At 71.2% G+C, this 25860-nt stretch carries 28 protein-coding genes; 10 read left to right on the top strand and 18 right to left on the bottom strand.

Annotated features, from left to right (window positions below; translation table 11 throughout):
- Positions 1 to 9 precede the first annotated feature (9 nt).
- The 7 genes from ACZ4TR_RS25275 to ACZ4TR_RS25245 form a co-directional block, all read right to left on the bottom strand.
- The gene (locus ACZ4TR_RS25275; protein ID WP_465289298.1) at positions 10 to 672 is read right to left on the bottom strand and encodes a hypothetical protein; all 663 of its coding nucleotides are present in this window, start codon (positions 670 to 672) and stop codon (positions 10 to 12) included.
- A 162-nt stretch (positions 673 to 834) separates the two neighbouring features.
- A complete protein-coding gene (locus ACZ4TR_RS25270; protein WP_465289297.1) occupies positions 835 to 2238 on the bottom strand; it encodes an MFS transporter in 1404 nt (467 codons plus the stop codon).
- 66 nt (positions 2239 to 2304) lie between these two features.
- Positions 2305 to 2742, bottom strand: a complete 438-nt coding sequence (locus ACZ4TR_RS25265) for an SRPBCC family protein (protein ID WP_465289296.1) — start codon at positions 2740 to 2742, stop codon at positions 2305 to 2307.
- A 14-nt stretch (positions 2743 to 2756) separates the two neighbouring features.
- Positions 2757 to 3266: a hypothetical protein gene (locus ACZ4TR_RS25260; RefSeq protein ID WP_465289295.1), complete on the bottom strand. Its 510-nt coding sequence runs from the start codon at positions 3264 to 3266 to the stop codon at positions 2757 to 2759.
- 285 nt (positions 3267 to 3551) lie between these two features.
- Positions 3552 to 4043 carry a hypothetical protein gene (locus tag ACZ4TR_RS25255; protein WP_465289294.1) on the bottom strand — a complete coding sequence of 164 codons (492 nt, stop codon included), beginning with the start codon at positions 4041 to 4043 and terminating at the stop codon, positions 3552 to 3554.
- Between the two features lie 70 nt (positions 4044 to 4113).
- Complete coding sequence (locus tag ACZ4TR_RS25250; protein ID WP_364522461.1) at positions 4114 to 4494, bottom strand: DoxX family protein; 381 nt, start codon at positions 4492 to 4494, stop codon at positions 4114 to 4116.
- 61 nt (positions 4495 to 4555) lie between these two features.
- Positions 4556 to 5329, bottom strand: a complete 774-nt coding sequence (locus ACZ4TR_RS25245) for a GntR family transcriptional regulator (protein ID WP_364522459.1) — start codon at positions 5327 to 5329, stop codon at positions 4556 to 4558.
- Positions 5330 to 5604: 275 nt separating this feature from the next.
- On the opposite strand from ACZ4TR_RS25245, the gene ACZ4TR_RS25240 reads away from it, so the two are divergent.
- On the top strand, positions 5605 to 6405 hold the full coding sequence (locus tag ACZ4TR_RS25240; RefSeq protein ID WP_465289293.1) for a S1 family peptidase: 801 nt from the start codon (positions 5605 to 5607) through the stop codon (positions 6403 to 6405).
- Between the two features lie 63 nt (positions 6406 to 6468).
- Here the strand turns inward: ACZ4TR_RS25240 and ACZ4TR_RS25235 are convergent, their stop codons facing one another.
- Positions 6469 to 7569 carry an NAD(P)H-dependent flavin oxidoreductase gene (locus tag ACZ4TR_RS25235; RefSeq protein ID WP_465289292.1) on the bottom strand — a complete coding sequence of 367 codons (1101 nt, stop codon included), beginning with the start codon at positions 7567 to 7569 and terminating at the stop codon, positions 6469 to 6471.
- A gap of 13 nt (positions 7570 to 7582) precedes the next feature.
- On the bottom strand, positions 7583 to 9199 hold the full coding sequence (locus tag ACZ4TR_RS25230; protein ID WP_465289291.1) for an acyl-CoA synthetase: 1617 nt from the start codon (positions 9197 to 9199) through the stop codon (positions 7583 to 7585).
- A 61-nt stretch (positions 9200 to 9260) separates the two neighbouring features.
- Here ACZ4TR_RS25230 and ACZ4TR_RS25225 point away from each other — a divergent pair, with 61 nt between their 5' ends.
- The 5 genes from ACZ4TR_RS25225 to ACZ4TR_RS25205 all read left to right on the top strand — a co-directional run bounded on the left by ACZ4TR_RS25225 (position 9261) and on the right by ACZ4TR_RS25205 (position 13926).
- Entirely contained in the window at positions 9261 to 10049 is a 789-nt protein-coding gene (locus tag ACZ4TR_RS25225; RefSeq protein WP_465289290.1) for a crotonase/enoyl-CoA hydratase family protein, read from the top strand.
- Between the two features lie 85 nt (positions 10050 to 10134).
- Entirely contained in the window at positions 10135 to 11118 is a 984-nt protein-coding gene (locus tag ACZ4TR_RS25220) for a Zn-ribbon domain-containing OB-fold protein (protein ID WP_465289289.1), read from the top strand.
- Positions 11119 to 11125: 7 nt separating this feature from the next.
- Positions 11126 to 12139, top strand: a complete 1014-nt coding sequence (locus ACZ4TR_RS25215) for a thiolase domain-containing protein (RefSeq protein ID WP_465289288.1) — start codon at positions 11126 to 11128, stop codon at positions 12137 to 12139.
- Positions 12136 to 13299: a thiolase domain-containing protein gene (locus ACZ4TR_RS25210; protein WP_364522442.1), complete on the top strand. Its 1164-nt coding sequence runs from the start codon at positions 12136 to 12138 to the stop codon at positions 13297 to 13299. The genes ACZ4TR_RS25215 and ACZ4TR_RS25210 overlap by 4 nt, the downstream gene beginning before the upstream one ends.
- Before the next feature lie 15 nt (positions 13300 to 13314).
- The gene (locus tag ACZ4TR_RS25205) at positions 13315 to 13926 is read left to right on the top strand and encodes a TetR/AcrR family transcriptional regulator (protein ID WP_465289287.1); all 612 of its coding nucleotides are present in this window, start codon (positions 13315 to 13317) and stop codon (positions 13924 to 13926) included.
- Here the strand turns inward: ACZ4TR_RS25205 and ACZ4TR_RS25200 are convergent.
- Both ACZ4TR_RS25200 and ACZ4TR_RS25195 read right to left on the bottom strand, forming a co-directional pair.
- Positions 13901 to 14920 (bottom strand): YhjD/YihY/BrkB family envelope integrity protein, encoded by a 1020-nt coding sequence (locus ACZ4TR_RS25200; protein WP_364522438.1) that lies wholly within the window; start codon positions 14918 to 14920, stop codon positions 13901 to 13903. The two genes, ACZ4TR_RS25205 and ACZ4TR_RS25200, sit on opposite strands and share 26 nt — an antisense overlap.
- A 56-nt stretch (positions 14921 to 14976) precedes the next feature.
- On the bottom strand, positions 14977 to 15768 hold the full coding sequence (locus ACZ4TR_RS25195) for a transglutaminase-like domain-containing protein (RefSeq protein WP_465289286.1): 792 nt from the start codon (positions 15766 to 15768) through the stop codon (positions 14977 to 14979).
- Between the two features lie 22 nt (positions 15769 to 15790).
- On the opposite strand from ACZ4TR_RS25195, the gene ACZ4TR_RS25190 reads away from it, so the two are divergent.
- Positions 15791 to 16372, top strand: a complete 582-nt coding sequence (locus ACZ4TR_RS25190; RefSeq protein ID WP_465289285.1) for a dienelactone hydrolase family protein — start codon at positions 15791 to 15793, stop codon at positions 16370 to 16372.
- Here the strand turns inward: ACZ4TR_RS25190 and ACZ4TR_RS25185 are convergent.
- A complete protein-coding gene (locus ACZ4TR_RS25185; protein ID WP_465289284.1) occupies positions 16344 to 17570 on the bottom strand; it encodes a cytochrome P450 in 1227 nt (408 codons plus the stop codon). The two genes, ACZ4TR_RS25190 and ACZ4TR_RS25185, sit on opposite strands and share 29 nt — an antisense overlap.
- 228 nt (positions 17571 to 17798) lie before the next feature.
- Here ACZ4TR_RS25185 and ACZ4TR_RS25180 point away from each other — a divergent pair, with 228 nt between their 5' ends.
- On the top strand, positions 17799 to 18956 hold the full coding sequence (locus ACZ4TR_RS25180; protein ID WP_465289283.1) for a steroid 3-ketoacyl-CoA thiolase: 1158 nt from the start codon (positions 17799 to 17801) through the stop codon (positions 18954 to 18956).
- A gap of 39 nt (positions 18957 to 18995) precedes the next feature.
- On the opposite strand, the gene ACZ4TR_RS25175 is transcribed toward ACZ4TR_RS25180, so the two are convergent.
- Both ACZ4TR_RS25175 and ACZ4TR_RS25170 read right to left on the bottom strand, forming a co-directional pair.
- Positions 18996 to 20066 carry a DUF4236 domain-containing protein gene (locus tag ACZ4TR_RS25175; RefSeq protein WP_465289282.1) on the bottom strand — a complete coding sequence of 357 codons (1071 nt, stop codon included), beginning with the start codon at positions 20064 to 20066 and terminating at the stop codon, positions 18996 to 18998.
- A gap of 120 nt (positions 20067 to 20186) precedes the next feature.
- Complete coding sequence (locus tag ACZ4TR_RS25170; protein ID WP_465289281.1) at positions 20187 to 20573, bottom strand: RidA family protein; 387 nt, start codon at positions 20571 to 20573, stop codon at positions 20187 to 20189.
- 64 nt (positions 20574 to 20637) lie between these two features.
- Between ACZ4TR_RS25170 and ACZ4TR_RS25165 the strand changes: the two genes are divergently transcribed.
- Both ACZ4TR_RS25165 and ACZ4TR_RS25160 read left to right on the top strand, forming a co-directional pair.
- Positions 20638 to 21438: an alpha/beta fold hydrolase gene (locus tag ACZ4TR_RS25165; protein WP_465289280.1), complete on the top strand. Its 801-nt coding sequence runs from the start codon at positions 20638 to 20640 to the stop codon at positions 21436 to 21438.
- Positions 21435 to 21800 (top strand): DUF2255 family protein, encoded by a 366-nt coding sequence (locus ACZ4TR_RS25160; RefSeq protein ID WP_465289279.1) that lies wholly within the window; start codon positions 21435 to 21437, stop codon positions 21798 to 21800. The genes ACZ4TR_RS25165 and ACZ4TR_RS25160 overlap by 4 nt, the downstream gene beginning before the upstream one ends.
- A gap of 4 nt (positions 21801 to 21804) precedes the next feature.
- On the opposite strand, the gene ACZ4TR_RS25155 is transcribed toward ACZ4TR_RS25160, so the two are convergent.
- The 4 genes from ACZ4TR_RS25155 to ACZ4TR_RS25140 are packed head-to-tail and all read right to left on the bottom strand — an operon-like array spanning position 21805 to position 25817.
- Positions 21805 to 23007, bottom strand: coding sequence for a metal-dependent hydrolase family protein (locus ACZ4TR_RS25155; RefSeq protein ID WP_465289278.1), 1203 nt, complete (start codon positions 23005 to 23007; stop codon positions 21805 to 21807).
- A complete protein-coding gene (locus tag ACZ4TR_RS25150) occupies positions 23004 to 24425 on the bottom strand; it encodes a sodium:solute symporter family protein (protein WP_465289277.1) in 1422 nt (473 codons plus the stop codon). Before ACZ4TR_RS25150 ends, ACZ4TR_RS25155 begins: the two co-directional genes overlap by 4 nt.
- Positions 24422 to 24619, bottom strand: a complete 198-nt coding sequence (locus tag ACZ4TR_RS25145) for a hypothetical protein (protein WP_465289276.1) — start codon at positions 24617 to 24619, stop codon at positions 24422 to 24424. Before ACZ4TR_RS25145 ends, ACZ4TR_RS25150 begins: the two co-directional genes overlap by 4 nt.
- A gap of 4 nt (positions 24620 to 24623) precedes the next feature.
- Positions 24624 to 25817 carry a M20 metallopeptidase family protein gene (locus ACZ4TR_RS25140; RefSeq protein WP_465289275.1) on the bottom strand — a complete coding sequence of 398 codons (1194 nt, stop codon included), beginning with the start codon at positions 25815 to 25817 and terminating at the stop codon, positions 24624 to 24626.
- Between the last annotated feature and the right edge of the window lie 43 nt (positions 25818 to 25860).

The raw sequence follows: 25860 nt of genomic DNA, 5'->3' as shown, positions 1-25860 counted from the left end.
CCTGCTCCCTCAGCCGACGCGCTCGATCCGTGCGCGCCGGATGAGGAACTTTCCGGGTTCCCGAACCTGTTCGAAGGCCGCGTTGTTGAGCAGCGTGCAGCTGCCCGACACCGAGGTCACCTCGACCGTCGTGGACTTCGAGTTGTCCAGGTTGGTCACCTTCAGCTTCGTCCCCGCCGGGAACTGGTTGCTCGACGCGGCCGGCGCGCCCGCTTCGCCCGAGAGCGTCACGGTGGAGCCGGCGCACACGACGTCGCCGGTCGCGCCCGTGTCACCCGTGTTGGCCTGGTCACCGGCCGCGGCGCCGTTCTGGTCCTGCTGGGCCGGGGCCTGCTGGGCCGGCGCCTGAGCGGCCGGGCCGTTGGCCGCGACGACGTTCGCCGTGCAGCCGGCGACCTGCCGCCGCTGCTGGATCAGGTCGACCACCGCCTGCCGGTTGGCGATCCGCGCGGACGACTGCGCGTCCGGGTTCGCCTGCTGGCCCGCGATGAAGGTCAGGTTGTTCTGCAGGGCGGTGTCGAGCCCGCCGCAGTTCTCTTTGGGCGCTTCGGCCGCGTTGCCCGCGGGACTGCTCAGCGCGATGGCGGCCGCGGTGATGCCGGAAACACCCAGCAACGCGGCCAGGCCGACGGTCGCTTGCTTGCGGTGCCGGCCACTGCTCAACCGGGGCATGGGCCCCTCCTTTCTGATCACCTCACTCGTGGACACGGCTCGGTAACAGCGGCGGTTCACCGGGATCCGGACGAATTTTCGCCGGCTTCGACCGCGGAGGAAACGCACTGGTCCGAACCACTCGTCACGCGGGTGGTGCTCAGCAGGGGAACAGCGCGGAGGTCAGGTCACCGGCGCGTCGTCGTGGTCCGGACCACTCACACGCGCCGCGGTCGCGCGCGCCCAGCGGCCCGTCGTCACCAGGCCCAGCACGAACACCAGCGCACCGCAGCCCGCGACGATCAGCCACACCGCCCGGCCCGTTCCCGGCGGCGTTCCCACGCTCCCCGCCACGACCGCGCCGACCACCGCCACCCCCAGCGACGTCCCCACCTGGCGGCTCGTCGACGCCACGGCCGCCGCGAGCCCGGCCTGCTCGCGCGGCATCCCGGACACCGCCGCGTTCGTGATCGGCGCGTTGAGCAGGCCGTACCCGATGCCGAAGCACACGTAACCCACCACCAGCAGCGAAACCGGCGTCTCCGGGCCGATCCCCGCCAGCACGACGCCGGACGCGGCGATCCCGGCGCCGGCCACGAGAAGGGGCAGCCGCGGGCCCCGGGTGCCGGTCATCCGCCCCGACAGCGGCGCGCCGATCGCGGTCAGCACGGCCATCGGCAGGGTCAGCAATCCCGCGTGCAGCACCGAAAAGCCGCGCGTCTCCTGGAGGTAGAGGGTGGTGAGGAACAGGAAGCCCGACAGCGCCGCGAACCCGGCGACCGCAGTGAGCGTCGCACCCGAGAACGGCACGCTGCGGAAGAACCTGAGCTCCAGCAACGGATCCCGGCGCCGGCGTTCGTACGGCAGCAGTATCGCCAGCGCCGCGGCGGCAACCACGAAGCAGCCCGCCACCACCGGCGCGCCCGCACCACGGCCTTCGATGATCCCGTACGTCAGCGAGGCCAGCAGGACGATCACCAGCAGCTGCCCCACCGGGTCGAGGCGGCGCGGGCGCGGGGCGCGGGACTCCGGGACGAACAGCGCCGTCAGCACGATCGCGGCCACACCGACCGGGACGTTGATCCAGAAGATCGAGCGCCAGCCCGCCCAGGCGACGAGTACGCCGCCGAGTACCGGCCCCACCGCCAGGCTCAGCCCGTTCACCCCCGCCCAGACGCCGATCGCGCGGGCGCGGTCGCGGGGATCGGTGAAGACGTTGGCGACGATGGACAGCGCGACCGGGTTGAGCATCGACCCGCCGATCGCCTGCAGCGCGCGGAAGGCGACCAGCGAACCGATGTTCGGCGCGAGCCCGCACAGCAGCGAGCCGAGGCTGAACAGCGCGAGCCCGGTCTGGAACGTCCGACGGCGGCCGATGCGGTCCGCCGTCGAGCCGGACAGCATGAGCAGGCTCGCCAGCACGAGCGTGTACGCGTCGATCGTCCACTGCAGACTCGAGACCGACGCGCCGAACTCACGGCGGATCGACGGCAGCGCGAGGTTCACGATCGTGTTGTCGAGCCCGACGATGAACAGGCTCAGGCAGCAGATGGCCAGGACCACCCGCCGTCGCACCGGCTGCGGCACCGCACTCCCAAACTAGTTGCACGGACAATATTAAGCACTGTACAACTAATTGGGGCGGGGTCCTCGTCAGGCCGGGAACAGCTCCCCGAGCCGCGCCAGGGTCTTCTCGATGCCCTCGGCGTTCTTGCGCGGGAACGGGCTGAGGCTGATGGCGAGCGGGAACTTCGCCGTCGACCAGTCGAACGTCTCGGTGACCTCGGTGCGGCCGCCGTCGAGGGGTTCGAGGCGCCAGCGCCAGCGGTGCCCGTTGAAGTGACGCCAGGCGATCAGCCGGCCCTCTTCGAACTCGACCACGGTGTTGAGGATCTTGTACGACGCGCCCATCTTCATGTCCATGCCGAACTGGGCGCCGAGCGTGAGCCGGTCCGGGCCGCCGGACTGGGCGGCCCGGACCGTGCCGGATCCGTCGATGAGCGGGTGCTGGGCCGGATCGGCCAGGAGCCCGAAGATCTTCTCCGGGGTCGTGGCGACGATCGCGGTGCGTGAGACCTGGCGGCTTCCCATCACCCGACCCTAGATCATTTGGTCGTCTTCAACACGACGGTGCGCTGGTCCAGCGGGGCGGCCAGGGCGACCGAGATGACCGGGTACCGGATGTCCATGGTGCACATCTGGCCGGTCTGGGCCTTGGTCTCGCTCAGGTTGACCACGACGCGGTCGCCCGCCTGCTCGGTGGCTTCGCCGAGGGCGTGACCGCAGCCGCCTTCCTGGGCGCGGATGTTGAGGATGGTGCCGCCGTTGGCCGTCCACACCTCGTGCGGGTAGCCGGCGGGCAGCGCGGCGGCGTCCACCTTGTCGGGCGGCACCGGAACGCTGCCTTCGGGCACGGTCAGCCGGGGCTTGCCCGGCGGATCGGCCGACGGCGGCGCGGGCAGCACCGACTCACTCGGCGACGTCGACACGCTCCCGGTGGGGGCCGCGGAGGTCCCTCCGGCGGCCGGTTGGCTGATGGGCACGTTCTGGCCGGCGCAGGCTGTCGCCATCAGCAGGATCGCGCCTGTCCCGGCCACCTTCGCTAAGTACCTCATGCCCTCGAAGACGGAACGGGGGCGGCGAGGGGTTGCACGGAAGATCGATCCGATCGCGGAACGTGGAAGCGGTGCCGGCGGGGACGGTTTTCGGGGCAACCCGGGTACCTGGAGAGTCGGCTCGCGTACCCAGAGAGTCGGCTCGCAAGCCGACCGTCCAGGTACGCGAGCCGACCGTCTGGGTACGTGGGCCGACCGTGCGGGTACGTCCGGACCGGGCCGGACGTGGTCTGGGAGGGCGGCTCCGGGCATCCCGGCGCGGCCCTCCCAGCGTCCCTGCGGTGGTCAGCCCTGGCGGAGCACCACCGTCCGGTCACCCAGCGGTGCCGCCAGCGCCAGCGGGATGCGGATCTCCTTGATGTAGTCCGGGCACATCTGGCCCTTCTGCGGCGCCGTCACGGTCATCAGCACCACGACCTGCTGCGCCGTCTGGTCGCCGACGCGGGCCGAGATGCGGCGGCAGCCGCCCTCCTCGGCCTGGAGGATCAGCGTTCGGCCATCCGTGGCGCGGAACAGGCTGCGCGGATAGCCCTCAGGGACGCCCCGCGCGTCGACCTGGGTCTCGGCGATGACGTCGTCGCCCGGGGCGATGCCCTGGGTCGGGCGGCCGACCGTCCGGGACGGCGGCGGCGCGACCGTCGGCGGACCGGACGTCGGCGGCAAAGAAGACGAAGGCGACGAAGCAGACGACGAAGGGGCCGGAGCTCCCGCGCCGCTCTGAGCGGCCCCGCAGGCCGTCGCCGCGAGCAGCAGCAGGCCCGTTCCCAGCAGTTTCACCGTCGTGCGCATACCTGCCAGACGGAGCGGGACCCCGTCCGGTTGCATCGGCGCCGGCGAAAGCCGCCCGTCACAGCCGCCCGGCCGCGACGAACACGCAGACCGCGAGGATCAGCGCGTTGATTCCGACGTTGCGCCACTCCGCCGCCTTGTGCTGCACGAGCGCCAGCCGGCCGTGCATCGCCATCGCGCCCACCATCACCACGGCCAGCCCCGCCGCCGCCCAGCCGGTGAGTACCGGGGCGACGCCCAGCAGCACCGGCAGGATCAGCCCCACCACGGCGACCAGCTCGCAGAGCGCGGTGAACCGCACCACCGGCAGCGGGTACGCCGCCGCCCCCGTCTGGCCGGTTTCGAGCATCCGCTGCCGCGACATCGTCGACTTCAGCGCGCCCGACAGAGCGAAGATCGCGGCCAGCAGCACCTGACCGACCCACAACGCGACGTTCATGACTTTCCTCCCGTTGCCGACTGGTGCGGGAGGAACGAGGACGCCCGGAGGAACGTGACAGTCAGGCGCGGCCGAGGCGGGTCATGAAGCTGAGCCGGTCGCCCCGGTACAGCGAGCGCACCCGCTCGAACGGCGCGCCGTCCGGACCCCACGAGACGCGGTGCGCGAGCAGCATCGGCAGGGCCGGGTTGGTGCCGATGAGCAGGGCTTCGCGCGGGGTCGCCAGGACCGTCTCGACGCGCTCCTCGGCGCCGTCGAACACCACGCCGAGCTGCTCACGCAGGCAAGCGTGCAGCGGCTGCCCGGGGTCGAACACCTCCAGCAAGGTCGGGAACCGTTCGGCCAGGAGATAAGTCGACTCCAGGCCGACGCGCTCCTCGTCGGCCAGCAGCACCCGCTCGAGGTGGATCACCTCGGCGTCCGACGTGACCTGCAGGTCCGCCGCCAGCGCGCTGCCGGCCAGGCGCCGCTCCAGCGTGATCACCGTGCGGCCCGGCCGGATGCCCTGGCGCCGCAGCCCGTCGGTGTAGCTCACCAGGGCCAGCGGCTGCACCAGCTTCGGGCCGGCCACGAACGTGCCGCTCCCCTGCCGCCGGCTGAGCCTGCCCTCGAGCACCAGCTCACCGACGGCCTGCCGGACGGTCGCCCGCGACACCTCGAAGCGCTCGCACAGCTCCCGTTCCGTGGGCAGCACCGAGCCTTCGCCGAGTTCCGCGATCACCGCCAGCAGTTCGACCTTGACCGCGTAGTAGCGCGGGACGCGGCCGTGCTCGGGAATCCCGTCGAGCACGGGACCGTCGGCGGACAGGCGGTAATGGCGCGAAGGGGCGGGCACGGAATCGACCCTATTCGGTTCCCGGTGCCCGGCGGTTCGCTGTGGCGCGCAACACGGCTGTCACACCGACGATCACCCGGATGCGCCCGGCGCGCTCCCCGCTGCCGTGCTGGGCGTTTCGGCCTACGGCGTTCGTCGGTCCGCCGGTGAGAAATCACCCAACCGCCCGAAACATCCGAAGAAAGTTGGTTGTCCGGGTATGTGGGCACCTGGTGTAGTCATGGGGCCACTCTCGAGCTCGGCTTCCACTGTGGACACTGGAAGGACTGATCCCCTTGGCTCCCAAGCGCTGGTTCACCCTGCTCAGAAACGTCACCACCGCGGTGGCCGCGGTCGCCGCGGCCGCGTCGTTCGCCACCCCGGCGATCGCGGCCCAGCCGCCGTCCACCGACGTCGTCGGCGGGACCCGGGCCGCCCAGGGCGAGTTCCCGTTCATGGTCCGGCTGTCGATGGGCTGCGGCGGCGCGCTCTACACCAACCAGATCGTGCTGACCGCCGCCCACTGCGTCAGCCGGACCGGGGCCAACACCTCGATCACGGCGACCGTCGGCGTGGTCGACCTGCAGAGCACGAGCGCCAAGAAGATCAAGTCGACCTACGTCTACCAGTCCCCGACCTACGGCACCTCGACCGGCGGCGACTGGGCGCTGATCAAGCTCGCGAGCCCGGTCACCGGTCTCTCGACGCTGCCGATCGCGACGACGTCGACCTACAACACCGGCACGTTCACCGTGGCCGGCTGGGGCGCGGCGACCGAGGGTGGCGCCCAGCAGCGGTACCTGCTCAAGGCGACCGTCCCGTTCGTCTCCGACAGCACCTGCCGCGCCCAGGGCGGCAGCTACCCCGACCTCATCCCGAGCGCCGAGATCTGCGCGGGCAACCTCACCGCCGGCGGGGTCGACACCTGCCAGGGCGACTCCGGCGGCCCGATGTTCCGCCGGGACAACAACAACGCCTGGATCCAGGTCGGCATCGTCTCCTGGGGTGACGGCTGCGCCCGGCCGCACGCCCCCGGCGTCTACACGGAGGTGAGCACGTTCGCGTCGAAGATCGCCGCGGCCGCCGCTTCTCTCTAGTCCCCAATGCCGTGAAGGCCTCCTTACCGGCCATGAGAGCCGGTAAGGAGGCCTTCACGGCTTTCAGCGGGTCTTGTCCAAACGGGACAGTGCGTCTTCGTAGCCGGAGACGAGGTCCGCGACGACCTCGGCGACCGGGCGGACCGCGTTCATCCGGCCGACGATCTGCCCGACCGGCATCGACACCACGCTCGGGTCGTTCGCCGCGTGGATCCGGTTGTGGGCGTGGGAAACCAGCAGGTTCTGCAGTGGCATCGGCAACGGCTCGGGCGCGTCGGCCGCGGCCCACGCCTCGGTCCAGCGGGTCTTGAGCAGCCGCGCGGGCTTGCCGGTGTAGATCCGCGTCCGGACGGTGTCCGACGACGTCGCGCCGACCAGCGCCTGCTGCATCGCCACGGATTCGCCCATGGTCTGCAGGTACTCCTCGGTCGCGAGCCACATCGAGCCCATCCAGACGCCGGCCGCGCCGAGCGCGAGCGCCGCCGCGACCTGCCGGCCGGAGCCGATCCCGCCCGCGGCGAGCACCGGCACGTCGACGGCGTCGACGATCTCCGGCACCAGCACCATGGACGCGATCTCGCCGGTGTGCCCGCCGGCTTCGTAGCCCTGCGCGACCACGAAGTCGACGCCGTTCGCGACGTGCCGGACCGCGTGCTCGGCCTTCCCGGCGAGCGCCGCGACCGGGACGCCCCGGTCGTGGCACTGGCCGATGACGTCCGCCGGCGGCGAGCCGAGGGCGTTGGCGATCAGCTTGATCGGGTGGTTGAGCGCGACCTCGACGTGGGACCGGGCCACCGAGTGGAGCCAGCCGAGCACGCCCGCGCGTTCGTCCGTGTCGTCCGGCAGCGGCGGCACCGCAAGGTCGCGGAGCACCCGGTCGACGAACGCGCGGTGGCCCTCCGGGATGTGCTTGGCCAGGTCGACCTGGGTGCCCTCGGCGGGAATCTTCGCCGGCATCACGATGTCGACGCCGTAGGGCTTGCCGCCGGTGTTCTCGTCCATCCAGGTGAGCACCCGGTCGAGCTCGGCGGCGTCGTTGAACCGGACGCAGCCGAGCACGCCGAGCCCGCCGGCGCGGCTGAGCGCCGCGGCGACGTGCTCCGAGGGCGTGAACCCGATGATCGGCAGGTCGATGCCGAGCCGGTCGCACAGGGATGTCCGCACTGGTCGTGTCCTCCTAGACGGGCTGGGCCGTGGCCGGGTCGTGCCCGGCGGCGTAGCGCTGGGCCCACGGGTAGTCCGGCTTGCCGCTGGGCGAGCGGCCGATCTCGTCGGCCAGCCAGACGGTGCGCGGCACCTTGTAGCCGGCGATCTCGTGCCGCACGTGCTGCTCGATCCCCGCGAGGTCGGCCTCGACGCCCTCGCGGAGCTGGACGACGGCGGCGACGCGCTGGCCGGTCCGCTCGTCCGGGATCCCGATGACGAGCGCGTCGAAGACGTCGGGATGCGACTTGAGCGCGCCCTCGACCTCCTCCGGGTAGACCTTCTCGCCGCCGGTGTTGACGCACTGCGAGCCGCGGCCGAGCAGGGTGACCGTGCCGTCCTCCTCGTAGCGGGCGTAGTCGCCCGGCACGACGTACCGGACGCCGTCGATGTCGACGAAGATCGTCTTGCTCTTCTCGGGATCGCCGTAGTAGCCGAGCGGGACGTGCCCGCGGCGGCCGATCAGCCCGACCGCGCCGGGCTTCGGTTCGACGAGGTTGCCGTCGTCGTCGAGCAGGATGGCGTCCTTGCCGAAGTTCACCCGCGGGCCGGCGCTGTGGTCGGAACCCTTGGCGACCATGCCGATGCCGGTGAAGCCGCTTTCCGACGAGCCGATCGCGTCGGTGATCACGGCGTTCGGCACGAGCTCGACGAACTCCTGCTTCACCGACTGCGAGAACAGCGCGGCGTGGCTCGACACCGCGACGAGCGACGAAGCGTCGTAATCGCCCTCGCGGAACGCCTCGATCAGCGGCCGCGCCATCGCGTCACCGACGATCGTGAGGACCTGGACCTGGTGCTCCTGAACGGCCTTCCAGATCTCGTGGGCGTCGAAGCGGGGCACGAACACCACCGGGCTGCCGGTGAACAGCGCGCCGAACGCGGCCCACTGCGCGGCGCCGTGGATCAGCGGCGCGGCGGGCAGCCGCGTCAGGCTCCCGGCCTTGCCCTGCTCGGCGAGCGTCCACTCGTCCGGGACGTACTCGCCGGTGACGAAGTTGATCCCGCCGCCGAGCGCGCGCCAGATGTCTTCGTGGCGCCAGAGGACGCCCTTCGGGTAGCCCGTGGTGCCGCCGGTGTAGAGGATGTAGAGGTCGTCGTTGCTGCGTTCTCCGAAGTCGCGCTCGGGCGACTGCGCTTCGAGCGCGGCTTCGTAGTCGACGCCGCCATAACCCGAGTAGTCGCCGTCGCTGCCGTCGTCGATCACGACAACGTGTTTCAGTTTTGGCGATTCGGCCAGCGCCGCCGCGACCTTGTCGGCGTAGCTTCTCTCGTGCACGAGCGCGACGAGGTCGGCGTCGTTGAAGAGGTACACGAGCTCGCCGTGCACGTAGCGGTAGTTGACGTTGACGGCGATCGCGCGCAGCTTGTACGCGGCGATCATCGCCTCGAGGGCCTCGATCGAGTTGCGGGAGTAGACCCCGATGTGGGATCCGCGTCCCACGCCGTGCGCGGCGAGGTGGTGGGCGAGCCGGTTGGCCCGCGCCTCCAGTTCGGCGAAGGTGACCCGCCGGTCGCCGCACACGACCGCGACGCGCTCCGGCACGGCGTCGACGGCGTGCTCCAGAAGATCCGCGATGTTGAGTGCCACGTCCTCAAAGTAGAACATGTTATCGTTCTGGGCAATGGCACTGCTCCTTCAGGAGGTTTCCGTGGGTGAACCGCACGCGCTGGTCTCGCAGGACGGGGCGACGCTCATCGTGACGATGAACCGGCCCGAGGCGCGCAACGCGATCACCGGCGAGATGATGTCGATCATGGTCGACGCCTGGGACCGCGTGGACGCGGACGACTCGATCCGCAGCTGCGTCCTGACCGGCGCCGGCGGCGCGTTCTGCGCGGGCGCGGACCTCAAGTCGATGTCCCGCAACTCGCCCGCCAAGTCCTTCGACGAAGGCAAGTTCGACCCCGCGCACATCCCGGGCCTCCTCAAGGGGCGCCGCCTGACGAAGCCGCTGATCGCGGCCGTCGAGGGACCGGCGATCGCGGGCGGGACGGAGATCCTCCAGGGGACGGACATCCGGGTCGCGGGCACTTCCGCGCGCTTCGGGGTGTCGGAAGCCCGGTGGGGACTGTTTCCGATGGGCGGGTCGGCCGTGCGCCTGCCGCGTCAGATCCCGTACACCCTCGCCGCGGACATCCTGCTCACCGGGCGCCACCTCAGCGCGGACGAAGCGCTGGCCATCGGCTTGATCGGGCACGTGGTGCCGGACGGCCAGGCGCTCGCGAAGGCACTGGAGCTGGCTTCCCTGGTGAACGCCAACGGGCCGGTAGCGGTGCGGGCGATCCTGCGGACGATCCGGGACACCGAGGGGCTCCACGAGGAGGAGGCCTTCAAGCTCGACTCGCAGTACGGGATCGAGGTCTTCGCGTCGGAGGACGCGAAGGAAGGGCCGAAGGCGTTCTCGGAGAAGCGGAAGCCCGAGTTCCGCGGCCGCTGAGCCCGGCTTGATAGAACACGTTACATCCAACCCGAGAGCAGCCGATGCGGGTGTCTTGCCGCCAGAACGAGAACGTGTTTCACTCATGGACGTGACCGAGACACCACTGGCGGCACCCCTCAACGTCGGCTTCGACTACACGCGCTCCACCGGGCCCGTCCTGGGCCGGTTCGTGAACGCCCTGCGGGAACGCCGCATCGAAGGCATCCGGGGCAGTGACGGCCGCGTGCACGTTCCGCCCGTCGAATACGACCCCGTCACCGCGGAGCAGCTCGGCGAGTTCGTCCCGGTGGCCGACGAGGGCACCGTCGTCTCGTGGTCGTGGTGCGCCGAGCCGCTCGACGGGCAGCCGCTGAGCCGGCCCTTCGCCTGGGCGCTGATCAAGCTCGACGGCGCCGACACCGCGATGCTGCACGCCGTCGACGCGGGCGGACCCGGGAACATCCACAGTGGACAACGGGTCCGCGTCCGCTGGGCCGAGGACACCGTCGGGCACATCCGCGACGTCGCCTACTTCCTGCCCGTGGACGCCGAGGACACGACCCCCACCGAGCCCGCTCCCCCGGTCGCCGAACGCGAAGAGGGCGCGCCGGTCAGCATCGTCATCATCCCGGTGCACCTGCGCTATATGCACTCCGCGTCCCCCGAGGAGAGCACCTACCTGCGCGGGCTCGCGGAAGGCAAGCTGATCGGCCAGCGCTGCCCCGCCTGCCGGAAGGTCTACATCCCGCCGCGCGGCGCGTGCCCGACCGACGGCGTCCCGACGACCGACGAAGTCGAACTGCCCGACACCGGCATCGTGACGACGTTCTGCATCGTCAACGTCCCGTTCCTCGGCCAGCGCCTCAAGCCGCCGTACGTCGCCGCGTACATCCTGCTCGACGGCGCCGACATCGCGTTCCTCCACCTCGTCCTCGGCTGCGACGCGCAGGACGTCAAGATGGGCATGCGCGTGCGCGCGGCCTGGAAACCCCGCGACGAATGGTGGACGTCGCTGGAGAACATCAGCCACTTCGAGCCGACCGGCGAGCCGGACGCGGCCTACGAAACCTTCGCCCACCACCTGTGAGGTCCTGATGCCAGACGTCGCGATCGCGGGCTTCGCGAAGGCCCCCAACGTCCGCGAGACCCCGGGCACCACCAACGGCGTGGAAATGCTCGTCCCGATCTTCTCCGAGGTGTTCGCCAAGACCGGCCTGTCCAAACAGGACATCGGGTTCTGGTGCTCCGGCTCGTCGGACTACCTGGCCGGGCGCGCCTTCTCGTTCATCGCCGCCGTCGACGCGATCGGCGCGTTCCCGCCGATCCACGAGTCGCACGTCGAGATGGACGCCGCCTGGGCGCTCTACGAGGCCTGGCTGAAGATCAAGATGGGCGAGGTCGAGACCGCGCTCGTCTACGGCTTCGGCAAGTCCAGCGCCGGGCAGCTGCGCCGGGTGCTCGCCCTGCAGCTCGACCCGTACGTCGTCACGCCGTTGTGGCCTGACTCGGTCTCGATCGCCGGGATCCAGGCGCGGCTGGGCCTGGAGGCCGGGCTTTGGTCCGAGAAGGACCTGGCCGAGGTCGCCGCGCGCGGCACCGGCAAGGACGTCAGCGAACTGCTCGACACCCCGTACTTCGCCGACCCGTTGCGCCGGCACGACATCGCGCCGATCACCGACGGCGCCGCCGTGGTCGTCCTGTCCACTGTGGAACGTGCGCGCGACATCGTCGAGCACCCGGCGGTGATCCAGGGCATCGAGCACCGGGTCGACTCCCCCGTGCTCGGCGCCCGCGATCTCACCCGGAGCCCGTCCACGGAGTCCGCGGGCCAGGCCCTGGACCTCGACGGCGCCGACCTCGCCGAGCTGCACGCGCCGTTCACGCACCAGGAGCTGATCCTGCGGACGGCCCTGAAACTCGACGACACCGCGAAGATCAACCCCTCGGGGGGCGCGCTCGCCGCGAACCCGATGTTCTCCGCCGGCCTCGCGCGCATCGGCGAAGCGGCGGCCCGGATCCACAGCGGCGAATCCCGCAAGGCCGTGGCGCACGCGACGAGCGGGCCGGCCCTGCAACAGAACCTGGTGACCGTGCTGGAGGCCCGATGACCAAGCAGCTCACCGCCGTGCTCGGCACCGGCCAGACGCACCACCGGGCCAAGCGCCAGGACGTCTCGATGCCGGGCCTGCTCCGCGAAGCGATCGACCGCGCGATGGCCGACGCCCAGGTCGGCTGGGCCGACATCGACGCCGTCGTGCTCGGCAAGGCGCCGGACCTGTTCGAGGGCGTGATGATGCCCGAGCTCTTCCTCGCCGACGCCCTGGGCGCGACCGGGAAACCGTTGCTGCGCGTGCACACCGCCGGTTCGGTCGGCGGGTCGACGGCCCTGGTCGCCGCCTCGCTCGTCCAGTCCGGCGTGCACCGCCGGGTGCTGACCGTGGCGTACGAGAAGCAGTCCGAGTCGAACGCGATGTGGGGCCTGTCGATCCTGCCGCCGTTCCAGATGCCGGTCGGCGCCGGCGCGGGCGGCTACTTCGCCCCGCACGTGCGCTCCTACATCCGCCGCTCCGGCGCGCCCGAGCACGTCGGGGCGATCGTCGCGGCGAAGGACCGGCGCAACGGCGCCCTCAACCCGTACGCGCACCTGCGGCAGGCCGACATCACCGTCGAGTCGGTGCGGAAGTCGCAGATGCTGTGGGACCCGATCCGCTACGACGAGACGTGCCCCTCGTCCGACGGCGCGTGCGCGATGGTGCTCGGCGACGAGGCCGCGGGCGACGCCGTCGAAGGCGGTGCCGCGTGGATCCACGCGACGGCGATGCGCACCGAGCCGACGACGTTCGCCGGCCGCGACCAGGTCAATCCGCAAGCCGGCCGCGACGCCGCCGCCGCGCTCTGGGCCGAGGCGGGCATCACGGACCCGATGTCCGAAGTCGACGTCGCCGAGATCTACGTGCCGTTCTCCTGGTTCGAGCCGATGTGGCTGGAGAACCTGGGATTCGCGCCCGAAGGCGAAGGCTGGAAGGTCACCGAGGCCGGCGAGACGGCGATCGGCGGGCGGCTGCCGTGCAACCCGTCCGGTGGGGTGCTCTCGTCCAACCCGATCGGCGCGTCCGGCATGCTTCGCTTCTCCGAAGCCGCGAAGCAGGTGATGGGCCGGGCCGGGGACTACCAGGTGGACGGCGCCCGCATCGCGCTCGGGCACGCCTACGGCGGTGGGTCGCAGTACTTCTCGATGTGGGTCGTCGGCGCCGCCAAGCCACGTTGATACGCTCGACCCACCATGCCGAGACTCGCCGACCACGAGCAACGCCGCCGCCAGATCGCCGAGGCCGTCTGGCGGATCGCGAGCACGCGCGGGCTCGAAGACGTGTCGCTGCGCAAGGTCGCGGCCGAGGCCGGCGTTTCGCTGCGGCTCGTCCAGTACTACTTCGGGACGCGGGACGACCTGCTGCTCGGCGCGCTCGAAATCCTCAACGCCGACGCCGGGGAGAGCATCCGCGCGGGCATCGGCCCGGAGGAGGACGCGCCCCCGCGCGAGGTGCTGCGCGCCCTGCTCGTCGGGATGCTGCCGGTCGGTGACGAGCGCCGCACGCGCTACCTCGTGCACCTCGCCTACTTCGTCCGGTCGCTTTCGGACCCCGGCCTGGCCTCGGCGTTCAGCGCCGCGCCGCCCGAGCTGGAACGGCTGACCGCGGACCTGCTCGCGTGGGGCCGCGACCGCGGCGAGGTGGCGCCGGACCTCGACCTGATGCCGGAGGCCGAGCTGCTCCTCTCGAGCGTCGACGGCCTGCAGACCAGCATCATCCTGGGTCAGCGGACGCCGGAAGCGGCGATCGCGCTGATCGACCACCAGCTGGACCGGCTCTTCAGTCTCGCGAACGTCGCCACCTGAGCGCCAGCAGCGTCCCGACCACCCCGGTCACGACGCCTACGGTGGCCGGCACCGCGACCGGCGGGTCCACCACGATCACCGGCTCGAGCACGACCGGCGCCGGCGGCTGGACCGGCTTCGGCGGCGCGTCGGAGCCGGTCGCCGTCCACGCCGTGACGTAGACGAGCAGCCGGGCGACGAGCGAGATGAAGAAGATCAGGCCGATGACCGAGCCGAACGCGATGCCGGTCGGCGAGTCGCCGATCAGCCGGAGGTAGAACCCGCCGGCCAGCTTGAGCAGCTCGAACCCCACGGCCAGGGCGATCGCGCCGCGCACCGCGCTGCGCACGCCCACCTTCTGCCGCGGCAGCCGCGTGAGGACCCACAGGAACACCAGCCAGTCGGCGACCAGCGCCAGCGGCACGGACGACGCCGACACGAGCTGGTGCCCCCAGCTCGTGTCGTCCAGCCCGGCCAGCCGCAGCAGGTAGCTGCCGAGCGCCGTGCCGGAGATCGTGATCGTGAACGACACCACGAGCGCCGCGCTCAAGCCGATCAGCGCGAGCAGGTCGACGGCGATGAGCCGCAGCAGCGACTGGTCGGACCGGTTCTGCCCCCACAGCGCGGTGAGCGAGTCCCGCAGCGCGTTCATCCAGTTCCAGCCCGAGTAGAGGCCGATGGCCAGGCCGAACAGCCCGACGCTGGTCCGCTGCTCGACGAAGCCGGTGAGCAGGTCGGTGGCCTTGTCGCCGAGCCCGCCGGGCAGCGTGGACACGATCGCGTGCACGAGGGTCTCGCGCAGGGCCGGCTGGCTGGCCAGCACGAACCCGGCGACCGACGACGCGACCATCAGCAGCGGCACCAGCGACAGCAGGCTGAAGTAGGTGATGGACGCGATGTAGTGGTAACCGCCGGCGTCGAGGTAGCGGTCGGCGGCGCGGGCGATGTGGTCCAGCCACCGGTACCGGGCACGGGCCCGCGCCCAGGGGCTCGGGGCCTTCGGGGAACTCTTCACGGACACTGTCTACCCAGCGGACGGCCACTTCGCGCGGGCAACACGCGGTTGGCCCATCAGCCCAGGACCACGAGCCCCGTGCCGTCGTCCACCGGGAGTGCGGCGTCCGTCGTCGCGAAGACCGTGCTGCCGAGGAAGTCGAGCTCGCAGCCGAGGGTGGCGAGGAAGGACGTGTCCGCGGCGTCGCGGCCGGTCGAGATCCGGAGCATGGTCTGGCGCGGAGCGAGGTGGGTGGCGTCGAAGACGTACCAGTGACCGTCGACCCCGGCCTCGAAGACGGCGTGGAAGTCCATCGGGGAGAGCCCGGGCGCGTAGACGCCGACGTAGCGCGCGGGGATGTCGAGGAACCGGCACAGGGTGACGCAGACGTGCGCGAAGTCGCGGCAGACGCCCTGCCCGGCGAGGAGCGTGTCGATCGCGTCGTCGGTCGGCCGGCTGGATCCGACCACATAGGACAGTCGCTGGTGGACGGTGCGGACGATCGTGTCGACCTTCTTCTTGGTGCTCTTCAGGGAGAACAGCTCCGGCGGCACGAGCCCGGCGACCCGGTCGGACGGGCAGTACCGGCTCGGCCGGGTGAAGACGGCGGCCTCGGCGCGCGTGACGGGCTCGGGTTCGGGCTCGGCCAGCACGCGTTCGGCGTGGTAGGTGACGCGGTGCTCGCCGGCGGGGAAGTCGAAGACCTCGGCGCGGGTACCGTGCTCGAACTCGACGAGCTCGCTTTCGCCGTGCCAGGAGACGGTGAGTTCTTCGGTGTCCGCGTGCGCCGCGGCGACCGAGATCGCGGCGGGACCGGGTTCGGTGACGCGGACGGAGAACTCGACGTCGACGGTCGCTCGCGGGGCCATCGCCTCATGATGTCATGGTCGGGTGACCGACATCGCGCTGTTCCATTCCGTCCTGGGGCTGCGGCCCGTCGAACTCGGTATCGCCGACCGGCTGCGGGAGGGCGGGCACCGCGTGGTGACGCCGGACCTCTACGACGGCCGGACGGCGTCGACCCTCGACGAGGGCTTCGCGCTGAAGGACGTCGTCGGCTGGGAGACCATCACGCGGCGGGCCCGCGAAGCCGTGCGCGACCTCCCCGCCGAGACCGTGCTGGTGGGGGTGTCGATGGGGGCGGGCGTCGTCGAGACCGTGCTGCCGCACCGGCCCGGCACCGCCGGTGTCCTGCTGCTGCACGCCCTCGGGAACCTGCCCGCCGGGAGCCGCGCCGGCCTGCCCGTGCAGGTCCACGTCGCCGATCCCGACCCGATCGCGCCCCCGGCCCAGGTCGCGGCGTGGTTCACCGCCGCGACCCGGTCGGGCGCCGATGCCGAGGTGTTCCGCTACCCCGGCATCGGCCACTTCTACACCGATGCGGACGGGCCCGACCACGACGCACGCGCGGCCGCGCTCACCTGGCAGCGCGCCGAGGAGTTCCTCAGGCGTACCGCACCGGGTAGTGCTTGATCCCGTTGAGCCAGCTCGACCGCAGCCGCACCGGGGGCGCGGCCTCGGTGATGCCCGGCATCACGTCCGCGATCGCGTTGAAGATCAGGTCGATCTCCAGCCGGGCCAGGTTGGCGCCGATGCAGTAGTGCGAGCCGGTGCCGCCGAAGCCGACGTGCGGGTTGTCTTCGCGGAGGATGTCGAACTTCTCCGGGTCGGCGAAGACCTCGTGGTCGAAGTTGGCGGAGCTGTAGAACATGCCGACGCGGTCGCCCTTGCGGATGTGCGCGCCGCCGAGCTCGGTGTCACGGGTGGCCGTGCGCTGGAACGCGACCACGGGGGTGGCCCAGCGGACGATCTCGTCCGGCGCCGTCTTCGGCCGCTGCTCCTTGAAGAGCTCCCACTGGTCCGGGTGGTCGAGGAACGCCTTCATGCCGTGGGTGATGGCGTTGCGCGTCGTCTCGTTGCCGGCGACGGCGAGCAGGATGACGAAGAAGCCGAACTCGTCGGAGCCGAGCGCTTCCCCGTCGACGTCGGCCTGGATCAGCTTCGTGACGATGTCGTCCATCGGGCACTTGCGGCGGTCCTCGGCCATGTTCCACGCGTAGCCGATGAGCTGCGCGGATGCCTCGAGGGGCTCGACCTCGTACTCCGGGTCGTCGTAGGCGACCATCTGGTTCGACCAGTCGAAGATCTTGAGCCGGTCTTCCTGGGGGATGCCGATCAGCTCGGCGATGGCCTGCAGGGGAAGCTCGCACGCGACGTCGGTGACGAAGTCGCCGGACCCCTTCTTGCGCGCCTCCGAGACGATCCGCTCCGCGCGGTCGCGCAGGGTGTCTTCGAGCTTCGCGATCGAGCGCGGGGTGAAGCCCTTCGACACGATCTTCCGCAGCTTCGTGTGCTGCGGCGCGTCCATGTTGAGCAGGACCAGGCGGTTCGCGTTGAGGCGGTCCTCGGTCATGCTCTCGTCGAAGCGGATGATCGCGGTCTTCTCGCTGGACGAGTAGAGCGTGCTGTCGCGCGAGACCTCCTTCACGTCCTCGTGCCGCGAGACGACCCAGTAGCCGTCGTCGCCGAAGCCTGCGGTGTTGGTCTTCTGGGGGTTCCACCACACGGGCGCCGTCCGCCGGAGTTCGGCGAATTCGGCCAGGGGCAGCCGTTGGGCGTAGAGGTCCGGGTCCGTGAAGTCGAAACCGGCGGGGATGAGCGGAGCGGCCACGTTGCCTCCCACGGTTCGCCTTTGAAACACGTTCTAAGACCGATTAGAGCATACGGTGTTAACTTGCGGAAGACCGTTCAGTGAAACCCGTTAACTTGACCGATGAGGCCAGGTGAACGTGCGCTCACTCGGCAGAGATCAAGATCGCGTCGACCCTGGGGTCGCTTGCACAGAATGATAACTTGTTCTAGTTTTGGGTAACAGCATGACACCGACGAAAGGGACGACATGGGCGTGCCGGTCATCGTCGAAGCCGTGCGGACCCCGATCGGCAAGCGGGGCGGGCTGCTGGCCGGCCTGCACGCGGCCGAGCTGCTGGGTGCCGCGCAGCAGGCCCTGCTCGACCGCGCCGGGATCGACCCGGTCCTGGTCGAGCAGCTGATCGGCGGTTGCGTCACGCAGGCCGGCGAGCAGTCCAACAACATCACGCGCACGGCGTGGCTGCACGCGGGCCTCCCCGAGACGGCCGGCGCGACGACGATCGACGCCCAGTGCGGCTCGGCGCAGCAGGCGACCCACCTGATCGCCGGTCTGATCGCCGCGGACGCCCTCGAGGTGGGCGTCGCGTGCGGCGTCGAGGCGATGAGCCGGGTGCCGCTGGGCACGAACCGGGCGGGAGCGTCCCCGCGGCCGGCGTCGTGGTCGATCGACCTGCCCGACCAGTACGGCGCGGCGGAGCGCATCGCCGTCCGGCGCGGCCTGACGCGCGCCGACGTCGACGCGTTCGGCGCGGCGTCCCAGCAGAAGGCGGCGGCCGCGTGGGAAGCCGGGCACTTCGACCGCGAAGTGGTACCGGTGAAGGCCCCGGTCCTGTCCGATTCCGGTTCCCCGACCGGGGAGACCCGCCTGGTCGGCCGCGACCAGGGCCTCCGCGAGACGACGGCCGAAGGCCTGGCGCGGCTGAAGCCGGTGGTGGCGGACGGCATCCACACGGCGGGGACGTCCTCGCAGATTTCCGACGGCGCGGCGGCTTTGCTCCTGATGGACTCTTCGCGGGCTTCGGCGCTCGGACTGCGGCCGCGGGCCCGGATCGTGGCGCAGGCCCTGGTCGGCGCGGAGCCGTACTACCACCTGGACGGCCCGATCCGCGCGACCGAGCGGGTGCTCGCCCGCGCCGGGATGACGATCGCCGACCCGGACCTGTTCGAGGTGAACGAGGCGTTCGCTTCGGTGGCACTGTCGTGGCAGCGTGTTATGGCGCCCGATCCGGCCCGGGTCAACGTGAACGGCGGCGCGATCGCGCTGGGTCACCCGGTGGGCAGCACGGGAGCCCGCCTGCTGACGACGGCGCTGCACGAGCTGGAGCGCCGGGACGCCTCGACGGCCCTGGTGACGATGTGCGCCGGCGGCGCCCTCGCCACGGCGTCGATCATCGAACGCCTCTAACCGGGAAGGTGCGCGTCCACGCACCGAACACGGTGAGCCTCAGCCGGCCATCGCGCCGGGATGACGGGTCATCGCGGCGAAACCGGCCGCAAGCGCCTGCGCAGCCGACTCGGCGGAAAACGACCAGTGCACAGCGAACCCCTGGTTCGTCGAGAGATCCACCTCGCCATAGCGCATGACGGGCAACCGGCGGTTGTTCTTGAACCGCCGGTCCGGGCCACCCCGCTTGTTCACGTACTGCCAGGTCGTGTCCACCTGGACGGCGTCGGGAGGCACCTGCCCGTCCTCGATGAACCGGGTGGCTCCGGCGACCGCGAAGACCGCGCCGTAGGCCAGGTCCGCGTAGGTGTTCCGGTCCCGGACCAGGATCCGGTCCGGGAGGAAGTAAACCGATCGGGTGGCCGACTGCAGGGAAGGAATGGCGATGTTCGACTCGAGCTGAGCCGATCCGCCCACCCCGCGGCGCAGCGGCTCGCGCCGGACCAGAAAACCCGCGCCCGCGTTCACCTTGCGCTGGTAGGTGGTCTGCAGGTCGCCGCGCGCGACCGTGCTCCACGCGTTGTGCGCGCGGCAGACCTCGCCGAAGGCTCCGAGCAGGCGCTCGAACTGTTGCTGCGCGGGGCCGTCGACCTCGTAGAACGCCACCACGGTCCGCCGGATCTTGTCCCGCCAGGCGACCCAGATGGTGAGCGGGAGGCCGGCCAGGAGGATCCACGGAGTCGCCGCGACGAGGAGCAGGCTCGCGACGAGCACCCAGGGCCAAATCCGGTGCGCGCCCGCCGCAGCATTGAGCTGCGCAACGAGGGTGCTGGGCGTCGCCGGCAGGAGCTCTTCCGCGCGTTTGCCGGTCACGTCGGACAGCACGACATCACCGGGTTCCGGCAGCACGGACGCGGGTACCGGCGCGGATCCGCGAGCATCGGTGCGCCCGCGGCGTCCGCCCACGGTCGCGCGGTAGGACACCCCGGCGGCACCGATCCGCACATAGCTCCCGCGCGGCCCGGCGCCCACTCGCAACCCTGGGACACCGGCGGAAACACCGATGCCCGACTTCGAAACCCCCACCCGGACCGGTCCCAGCCGGATGCTGGTGCGCAGGTAGATCGACATGTGTCCTCGCTTCCCGTCCGTGACCACGTCGTACGGGAAGCGGTGATCGCTACGGCGGACCACCGAACGCAACCGGCCTGAGATCTTCGCGTGATGGGGACTTCGACGATGTCGGGCAGGTCAGGACGGCAGGTGCGCGTCCACCTCGATCTCGATCTTCATGCGCGGGTCCGCCAGGCCGCACTGCAGCATCGTCGCCGCCGGGCGGACGTCCGCGAAAGCCTTGCGCAGCACCGGCCAGCACGGCTCGAAGTCCTCGCGCTCGGGTAGCAGGTAACGCACGCGGACCACGTCCGCGAGCGTGCAGCCCGCCTCCGTCAGCGCCGCCGCGATGTTGCGCAGGCACTGGGCCGCCTGCTCGACGACGTCGTCGGAAATGGTCATGGTCGCGTAGTCGAAGCCGGTCGTGCCCGACACGTACACGCGGTCGCCGTCGACCACCGCGCGGGCGTAGCCGATCTGCTCCTCGAAGGTCGACCCGCTGAGGATCGCTCGCCGTTCACCCATGCCGCGCACGCTAGGGGCCGACCACCGCGCCGTCCACTTCATTGTCTGTGCTTGACTTCCACGCATGATCTCGGAGAGCCGTTGCCCGGTGGAGGACGGCGAGCTCCTCGTCCGCCGCGGCGGCGAGGGCCCGGCGCTGCTGCTCATCGCGGGCGGCACCGGGGCGGGTGACTCCTACCGCGCGCTGGCGAAGCAGCTGTACGCGGACTACACCGTCATCACGTACGACCGGCGCGGTCACTTCGGCAGCACGGACACCACCACGGGCCCGGTCCCGGTGTTCCGCCAGGCCGACGACGCGCGGGCGGTGCTCGACCACGCGACCGGCGCCCCGGCGCTGGTGTTCGGCACGAGCGCGGGCGCGCTGATCGGCCTCGACCTGGTGGCCCGCTTCCCGGACCGGGTGACGACGCTGGTCGCGCACGAACCCCCGGCGGTGCACCTGATGCCGGACGCGGGCGGCTGGCTCGAAGCGGCCGCGGACCAGGTCCGGCTGGCCCGGTCGGGCGAGCTGCTGACCGCGGTGACGCGCTTCGCCGACGCGATCGCGGGCGCGGCGCTGCCCGACCTGCCCAACCTGCGCCTCCCGCACGAGGCCGACTGGATCCGGCTGTTCGACCGCGAGCTGACGGAGTTCTTCGACTACCTGCCGGACCTGCGTGCCCTGCGCAGGGCGAGCACGGAGATCATCCCGGTGGCGGGCGAAGGCAGCCGCGGGCGCTACCACTACCAGCCGGCGAAGATCCTGGCGCTGGAGCTGGGGTTGCCGTTCACGGAGATGCCGGGGGCCCACCTGGCTCCGCAGCGGAACCCGGCGAAGTTCGCGGTGGCGTTGAAGGAACTGCTGAGCCCGGAGGCGTCGTGACGAACGCCTGGACGCCCGGCGACTTGAGCCTCCTGGACGCGGCCCAGGAGCTGGAGATAGCCGTCGGCGGATCGCGGCGGTGGGTCCCGATCTGGGTCGTGTGCGCGGGCGGGCAGGTGTACGTGCGGACCTGGTACCGGCGGGACACCGGCTGGTTCGGCGCCGCGGTGCGCTCCGGCCGCGCCCGCGTTCGCGTGCCGGGCCTGGAAGCCGAGGTCGCGATCGAAGACATCGGCGCCGCCTCGACGCGGGCCACGGCCGACGTGGATGCCGCCTACCGCACCAAGTACGCCGGCGGGGGCACCGACGCGATGGTGACGGCCGAGGCCGCGGCGACCACCCTCCGGCTCGACCCCCGGTAGCGCCTCAGACCACCCGGACCCCGTCCTTCCAGACCTCCCGGATGTTCGACGCCAGCGCCGGGAAGTCGTACGGATCCCCCGCCACCACGACAAGATCCGCCCGCAGGCCCGGCTCGATCCGCCCCAGCTCGCCGTCCAGCCCCATCAACCGGGCCGCCGAGGACGTCGTCGCCTCCAGGACGTCCGCCTGGGTCATGCCGCACGCCGCCATCAGGGCCAGTTCCTCCAGGTTCGTGCCGTGCGGCCCGACTCCGCTGTCGGTCCCCATCGCGATCCGGACCCCGGCCGCGTACGCGCGGCGGACCGAATCGCGGTGCGCCTCCACCACTTCGCGCGCCTTGGCGACCACGGAAGCCGGCAGGTCGACGCCCGCGTCGGCCGCGCGGACCACGTTGACCGGGGCGATCAGCGTCGGGACCAGCCACGTCCCGTGGCCCAGCATCAGCTCGATCGCCTCGTCGTCGAGGTAGATGCCGTGCTCGATGGACCGGACGCCCGCCCGGACCGCGTTCTTGATGCCCGCCGCGCCCTGGGCGTGCGCCATCACCGGACGGCCCTGCGCGGCCGCCTCGGCGACCAGGACCTCCAGCTCCTCCGGGGTGTACTGCGAGTGCCGCGGGTCGTCGCGCGGCGAGAGCACGCCGCCGGTCGTGCACACCTTCAGCACGTCCGCGCCCGCGCGCAGCAGCGTCCGGGCGACGCGGCGCATCTCGTCGGGGCCGTCGGCCGTCGCGTCCGGGCGCCCCGGGTGCGGCACCAGCAGCGGCACGCAGATGCTCGACGGGTTCCAGCTGTCGCCGTGCCCGCCGGTCTGGCTGATCAGCCCGATCGAGATCTGCAGCCGCGGCCCCGGGATCAGCCCGTCGTCCACCGCCTGCTTGATGCCGAGGTCCGCGCCCGACGCGTCGCGCACCGTCGTGATGCCCAGCCCGAGCGTCGCCCAGAGGTTCCGCGCCGCCTCGTAGAACTGGTAGGAGAACGGCTTCTGCACCCGCGACAGCAGCCCGATCTCCGACACCGTGACGTGCACGTGGCAGTCGAAGAGCCCGGGCAGCAGCACCGCGCCGGAACAGTCGACACCCTCGTCGCCGTCGAGGTCCGTGCCGACGTCGACGATCCGGCCGTGCTCGACGACGACGTCCGCCGACGCCGGCTCCGCGCCGGTGCCGTCGAACACCGAACCGCCCGTGAAAACCGTGCGCGTCACGCCGCCTCCTTGGCCGAAGCCGAAACCACGAACCGGTCCACCACGACGGCCAGGCCGAGGACGACGACGTTGACGCCGAGCCCGATCAGGCCCACGTTGACCGTGCCGGCGAAGTGAGTGTCCACAAAGGTCAGCCAGATCACGACGAGCTCGCCGGCGATCAGCCCGGCGAACACCGGGCCCTTGCCGACCGGCACCCGTCGCAGGAAGCCCAGCAGGTTGGCCGGGGCCAGCTGGACCGAGCCCGAATACGTGAGCAACAGCAGGTTGGCCAGCAGATCCGGCCGGAAGATGCCGAGCACGAGGGCAAGAGTACTCGCGAGCACAACCGTGCCGTGGTTGATCCAGAACTGCTTGCGGCCACTGCGGACGCGGACTATGTTGCGCGCCACCAGCGACGAGATGCCGATCAGGATCCCGGCCGCCGGGACCATCGCGGTGGCCGTCGCGGCGACCACGACGACCCCGGTCACCCAGCCGGGCAAAGCATCCTTCGACAGCGTCAGCAATACGCCGTTCGGGTCACTGCCCTCGGGCACCACGACGATCGCCGCGAACCCGATGATCATCGGCAGCAACAGCGAAAGCTCGTACACCGGCATCCAGGTGTAGTTGCGCCGCAGCACCTTCGGGTCGCGCGCGGACATCAGCGCCGGCCACGAGTGCGGCAGCGTCATCAGCCCGACGCCGATCGCGCTGACCAGCATGCTCGTCACGAACCAGACGTGATCGTTCGCTCCACTGTGGACGATCAGCTTCTCCGGGTGCAGCTGCTCGATCTTGTGGAACACTCCCCCGATCCCGCCGGCGAAGTGCGTCGGCACGGCGATGATCAGCACCACCAGCGCGACCAGCATGATCCCGTCCTTGAAGTAGGACGTCGCCGCGACGCCGCGCAGCCCGGCCCACAGCACGAACGCGACCACCAGCACGCTGCCGGTCACCATGCTGAGCGTGCCCGACGCGCTGTCGCCGGTGACCAGCCGGACGATCAGGCCCAGCCCCGTGATCTGCAGCTGGAGGTACGGCAGCACGAACACGACGCCGAGCACCGCGGACAGCGTCCCGAGCGCCCGGCTGGAGTACCGGTCCTCGAGGAAGTCGCCCTGCGTCAGGTAGCCGCGTTCCTTGCCCAGCGTCCAGAGGCGTTTCGCGAGGAAGAACAGCACGACGTAGGCGATCGGCACGTACGGCAGCGCGTACATCGCCGCGACGCCGCCCGAGAACGCGAGACCGGCCATCCCGAGGAAGGTGAAGGTGGTGAACACCTCGCCCGCCTGCAGGAACCACATCGTCAGCGCGCCGAAGCGGCGGCCGCCGACGGTCCATTCGGCGAGGTCGGCGACGGGCTTGCGCCGTCCGACGAAGCCGAGAACGCCGATCAGGACGATGCCCACCAGGGTGAAGGTGAGGATCACGGCTCCTCCTCCCGCCCGCGCATCAGGCGTTCGGACAGCAGCAGCGCCGGGGTGAACATCAGGCACCAGAACGCGCCCCAGACGATCATCCGCGGCAGCCCGAGCCACAGCCCGGTGGTGTTGACGAACGGCAGGAACGGCATCAGGACCAGCGCGAGCACGGGCAGCACCGGGGGCCAGTGGTAGCTGCGCACGGCGTCACCCGGCCAGGAGCCCGAGCCGGCGGACGGCGAGTTCGGCCAGCAGCGCGGCGCCGTCGCCGAGCACGCTGTCGTCGAAGCGGGCGCGTGGCGAATGGTTGTCCGCCGCGGTGGCCGGGTCCGTCGGGCACGCGCCGAGGAACAGGTACGCGCCGGGCACGCGTTCGAGCACGCGGGAGAAGTCCTCCGAGCCGGTGATCGGGTCGGCCATCTCGGTGAACCGCTCTTCGCCGAAGACGTCACGGATCGTGGCGGCGACGAAGTCGTACGCGGCCGCGTCGTTGACCGTCGCCGGGTACTCCGGCTCGTAGGTGACGTCGATGTCGAGGCCGTGTGCCTGGGCGATGCCCTGGCAGAGCTGGACGGCCCGCTCCCCCACCCGCGCCGCGACCTCGGGCGAGAACGACCGCAGCGTCGCTTCGAACACCGCGTCGTCCGGGATGATGTTGCGCCGGGTGCCCGCGTGGAACGAGCCGACGGTGACCACCACCGGGTCGAAGACGTCGAAGGTGCGCGTCACCATCGTCTGCAGAGCGGTCACCATCTCGCAGGCCGCCGGGATCGGGTCGCGGGCGTCGTGCGGGGACGAGCCGTGGCCGCCCGCGCCGAGCACCCGGACCTCGAGGGCGCCGGAGGCCGCCATGAGCGTGCCGGGGCGGGCGACGAACTGGCCCTTCGCGTAGCTGGCGGCCGAAACGTGCAGGCCGTAGGCGGCGTCGACGTGCTTGCCCGACGCCGTGAGGACACCTTCGTCGATCATGCGGCCGGCGCCGTCCCAGCCCTCTTCGCCGGGCTGGAACATGAAGACGACGTCCCCGGGCAGGTCGTCCTTGCGGGCGGCGAGCAGGCGGGCCGCGCCGACCAGGCCCGCGGTGTGCAGGTCGTGGCCGCAGGCGTGCATGGCGCCGTCGAGGGTCGAGCTGAACTCCTCGCCGCTGGCTTCGGTGACCGGGAGGGCGTCCATGTCACCGCGCAAGAGCACGGTACCGCCGGGTTTGCCGCCGCGGAGGACTCCCGTGATCGACGAGAGGTTCTTGCCGAGGCTCACTTCGAGGGGCAGGCCGTCGAGGGCCACGAGGACCCGCTCCTGGGTGCGCGGCAGGTGCAGGCCGATCTCGGGGATGCGGTGGAGGTCGCGGCGGAGGGCGACCAGGTCGTCGAGCAGGGCGGCGGCGTCCGAACGCAGGGTCATCCGCAGATCATGCAAGTGTCGAGCACAATGGCCGCAGGAATTA

It is taken from the genome of Amycolatopsis sp. NPDC028719 (assembly GCF_055565395.1).
Note: the sequence above shows the minus strand (reverse complement) of the source record. Positions and strands in the feature narration are given on the sequence as shown.